The organism is Aeromonas rivuli (assembly GCF_000820045.1).
In the GTDB taxonomy this organism is placed as follows: domain Bacteria; phylum Pseudomonadota; class Gammaproteobacteria; order Enterobacterales; family Aeromonadaceae; genus Aeromonas; species Aeromonas rivuli.
Genome location: NZ_CDBJ01000075.1, coordinates 1 through 4,229, shown reverse-complemented (window position 1 = coordinate 4,229; position 4,229 = coordinate 1). Strand labels below are relative to the sequence as shown.

General features: G+C 63.1%; 5 protein-coding genes. All 5 read left to right on the top strand.

Annotation, left to right across the window (positions count from 1 at the left end; all coding sequences use genetic code 11):
• On the top strand, positions 1–503 hold a 503-nt coding region (locus tag BN1130_RS17780; protein WP_042043639.1), incomplete at its 5' end, for a phage tail protein.
• A complete protein-coding gene (locus BN1130_RS22955; RefSeq protein WP_232302058.1) occupies positions 500–2,212 on the top strand; it encodes a phage tail-collar fiber domain-containing protein in 1,713 nt (570 codons plus the stop codon). The genes BN1130_RS17780 and BN1130_RS22955, both read left to right, overlap by 4 nt.
• Positions 2,209–2,637 carry a tail fiber assembly protein gene (locus tag BN1130_RS17770; protein WP_042043637.1) on the top strand — a complete coding sequence of 143 codons (429 nt, stop codon included), beginning with the start codon at positions 2,209–2,211 and terminating at the stop codon, positions 2,635–2,637. Before BN1130_RS22955 ends, BN1130_RS17770 begins: the two co-directional genes overlap by 4 nt.
• A complete protein-coding gene (locus BN1130_RS17765; RefSeq protein ID WP_042043636.1) occupies positions 2,634–3,515 on the top strand; it encodes a hypothetical protein in 882 nt (293 codons plus the stop codon). Before BN1130_RS17770 ends, BN1130_RS17765 begins: the two co-directional genes overlap by 4 nt.
• Positions 3,512–4,066: a baseplate complex protein gene (locus BN1130_RS17760; protein WP_042043634.1), complete on the top strand. Its 555-nt coding sequence runs from the start codon at positions 3,512–3,514 to the stop codon at positions 4,064–4,066. Before BN1130_RS17765 ends, BN1130_RS17760 begins: the two co-directional genes overlap by 4 nt.
• Positions 4,067–4,229: the final 163 nt, after the last annotated feature.

Here is a 4,229-nt window from a genome sequence, read left to right as displayed (position 1 = left end):
ACGCCGAACCGGGCTTTCTGGCCAAGGGCATCAACGCCTTCTGGCAACGACTCAAGGGGTGGCTCTTGCTGCCACTGGCCCAGCAAGACCCGTTGACCTGCTCGGAGTCCCTGCTGGCCCTGCTCGCCTGGGAGCGGGACATCGGTCGCTTTGATGGCGAGCCGCTGTCGCTGTTTCGCAAGCGCGTCCAGTTCGCCTTTGTCAACGCGAGGGACGCGGGCGAGGTGGCGGGCTTCAAGCGGATTTTCGAGCGGCTTGGTATCGGCTGGTGCGATATCCACGAGCGCCAGGCGGGCCAACCCTGGGACGTCATCACCATCGAGGTGACTGACAGCGCCATGGCCAGCAATCAGGCGCTGATGAGCACCCTCATTCAACACTATGGCCGCACCTGCCGCCGATACCGCTTCCAGGTGGTCTATCCGGTCAGCGCGACCATCCATCATGGCCGCATCGCCATGAGCCAGCAGGTGTTCGGCGCATCACTTTCGAGGAACCCATGAGTCAGATCATTACCAACGCCTTTGCCAGCTACTGGCAAACCTGTCTCGCCACCCAAGCCCCGGTGGTGCTCGATGAGTTCGTGCTGGCCAACATCCCAGGGCTAGACCCCGATGCGCCCATCAACCCCGACGGCGCTCTGCCACCGGCAGGGCAAATCGTGCATCGCCATCACGTGGATCAGCGCGGGCGCATCAACAACGACGCGGTGGCCTACACCATCGTGATGGACACCACCCTGGGCGATTTCGAGTTCAATGCCATGTACCTCATCAACAAGGCGACCGGCATGGTGGCCATGATTGTGCACAAGGGCAGCGAGACCAAACTCAAGACGGATCCCCTGAGTGGCCAGGTGGGTAACAGCCTGGTGAAATCGATGCTGATGGAGTATGACCGGGCCAGTGAAGCCACGGTCACGAATGTGGACGCCAACACCTGGCAGATTGACTATGCCGCCCGCCTGCGCGGCATGGATGACGACCTGCGCCTGCAGGCGCTGCAGTTCTTCGGCCCGGCCACCTTCTATGGTGACGGTTTCCAGCTGGTGAATGAGGCTGGCGTCTACAAGGTGCAGCCCGGGGTCGCCTATGTCGGCGGCCTGCGCGCCCAACTCGACCAGGTGCAGAAGATTACCCCGGGGGCCAAGCCGGTGGGGCTCTGGCTCGACATCTACCGGGCGGGCTCTTTGCTCGATGCCTGGCTGAACCACTTCACGCTGACCTTGAGCGTGGCCGACAAGGCCGATTACACCGACGGCAACGGCTATCGTCACCATCTGGCCAAGGTGGCCATCATCAACAGCGACGGCAGCGTGACCGACCTGCGCCGCAAGCGCACCATCGAGCTGTCCGGGGATGTGACCGGCAAGGGCATCCTGGAAGACGCCCAGGGCGTCAATATCGCGGTGGAGATCAAGGCGGGCAGCCATCGCCACTCTTGGGGCGAACTGGACAACGCGCCCGACCAGGCGACCCGCTGGCCGAACTGGGACGAGGTGAACGACAAACCGGCCTTGGCCAGCGAGGGGCACAGCCACGACTTTCTCGATCTCAAGAACCTCGACTGGAACGTTCAATCTGACAAGTTCATGACAGGCTCAGCGCAAGCGCCCAAGGGTTCTGGCAGCACTCAGTTTTTGAACTGGATCAGCTGGGGACACAACGGCGGAAGCAAGTATCGGCACACCCTGTTCAGCCCAACCAGTGCCATTCATCAGCTGTGGTACGGGTACAAGGCCAATGGCACCGATACCACCTCCCCCTCGACCAATGTGCGGCTGTATCACACCAATGATAAGCCCAGCTTGGCCGAACTGGGCGCCGCGGCGGCATCCCATTCCCACCCCTGGTCTCAAATTAGCGGCCCTCCCGCTCAGGCTACCCGCTGGCCCAGCTGGGGCGAGGTATCGGGTAAACCCAACTTGGCGCTCGCAGTTCATGCCCACTCCGCTTCCTTGGCCAATGCTGACATTGTGGGTAGTGGTTGGGGTCAAGTAGGCACCTATTGCTTTGCCACCTGTATCGTATCAACCGGCGGGAACAAGGGGCCTGGCTACGCCATTGCGGGCAGCTCCTTGCGCGCCGCCAACTCGGAAGATGGCAGCCCGGGTATCGGCGCTGCCCTGCCCGGCACCTGGAAACTGGTCGGCGCCATCAAGAACGGCGGCAACAGCGACCAAAACACCTCATTGTGGATCCGCATATCATGACCGAGATTCTTCACGTAGCGGCCCCGGTATGGGCCGACCAGGCGCAAACCACCATCAATCTGACCGTCCAGTTTGCTCACCTGGCCGAGCCTGTGCCCTTTACCGCTACCCAGACCGACTCAGTCGCCTATGGCACCGAGCTGTTTGTCCGGGCGCGCTTTGGCGAATATGGCGAGGTGGCTCCCTATCAGGCGCCGCCAACGCCCATCCCGACCGAAGAGGAGCAACAGCGCGAATTGGTGCGCCGCCTGCAACTGGCTGGCGATGCCATCGCCCCCCTTGCAGATGCCGAGCTGCTGGGCATATTGACCCCGGCGGAAACCTCGCGGCTCACCGCCTTGCGACTGTACCGGGTGACGCTTTCGCGCCTGCCTGAAACACCTGGCTGGCCCACGACGGTGGATTGGCCGGAGCTGCCAACATGAGTTGGCAACAAAGCGACCTGCACTGGCCCCCCTGCGGGGCCAGCTTGCACCATCAAGCCCGCGCCGTACTGACCCAGGTACCCGCCTTGGCGGATGCGGCCATGGGGCGCCTGCAGGCCATCGCCAGCCGCGCCCAGTATCGCCCCCACCCGCTCAGTGGTGAGGCCGCAGCCCTTTCAGGACTTCGCGCCCAACTCGGCCATCTGCTGGTCACCGGTCGCGCCCTGGCGGTGACCCCCTTTTTGCACGACGTCGGCCAGATGCAGGATAAACAGGCCAGCCTGGCCGCCCCCAATGCGGTCAAGGCGCTGGCTGACAAGCTGCAAGATGGTGCCGACCCCTTGCTGCCCTCCGGTCAGCTCCATGCCCTCGCCTGGCTGGTGACAGGTAATAGCGCCGCCGACCTTGCGGCCAAGTTGACCCCCTTGTGCGCCTTGCTGCCATTGCCAGAATGGGGCGCGGCCCTGCGTCGCCTGGAAGCCAACAACGACATCATGGCCAAGCCCACGGCGGCCAAGCTGCCGCGCTGGCGTGCCGATGAGCCGCTGGTCTGGGCGCCGCTGCGCCCGGCTCACCTCGCCCTGGGCAGTGAGCTTGCCCAGCTAGAGAGTCTGGCCCGGGATAACCAGAGCCCCATCGCCAAGCTGCAGGGGCTGGCGAGTCGCCGCGCCGCGCGCCTGAGCGAACTGGCCAGCGCGCTGGATACCCTGGCCACGCTCTCGGGTCAGCTCTACCGCTGGCAGGGCCAGGGAGATGTCGCCAGCCTGGCCGCGCAACTTGGCCAGAGCACACCACCGGATCACAGCATGAGCATGAGCGTCGCCGTCCTGCTGCTCTCCCCTTCCCCACTGACCTTTTGGCAGGAGTTGACCCCATGAGCCAAGCCATGCTGACCCTGGATGGCGAGCCCATCATCATGAAGTCGATGCGAGTCTCTGTATCTATGCAGTTCCAGGACAAAGACCAATCGGGCCAAACCAGCTCGACCAGCAGCGCCGAACAGGGCGCCAAAGGCAAGGAATTGGATATTTCCGGGCTCATTGCGTTCAAGGACGACCACATGTTGAGTCGATTGTTTGAGCTGGCCGATGCCAAGGGAAAAGGCGGACAGCGCCACATCTATCGGGTGGGCTCGTTGCTCGCCAAGTCGGTCAAGGTACGCCAGGCGAAGTTTGCCGGACGCATCTCCGCCAGCGAGCAAGAGGGCCTATTAGCCTGGGTGGTGCAATTCACCCTCAAGGAGTTCGATTCGGTACCGGAGAAGCGCGAGGCCCGTCTGCCTGGCAAACCTGCCAATATCGGCACCGGCTCACCAGGCACCGCCGCCGCTGGCGCTGGCGGTAGCAGTCAACCAGGCGAAGAGACGCTCTCCAGCGGGGAGGCATTCTTTAAGCAGCTTGATAACAAACTGGGGGATGTGCTGGCATGAAACTGACCACTCGCTTGACCATCAATGGCCAACCGGCTCACCTGGTTGAGCACGACATCATGCTGGATCTGAATGTCGGCGGACGGGCCGCCCTGACAGCCCAGGCCCAAGTAAAAAAGGGGCAGCCAGTCACCATCGATGTCGGTTACAACGGCGACCTGCG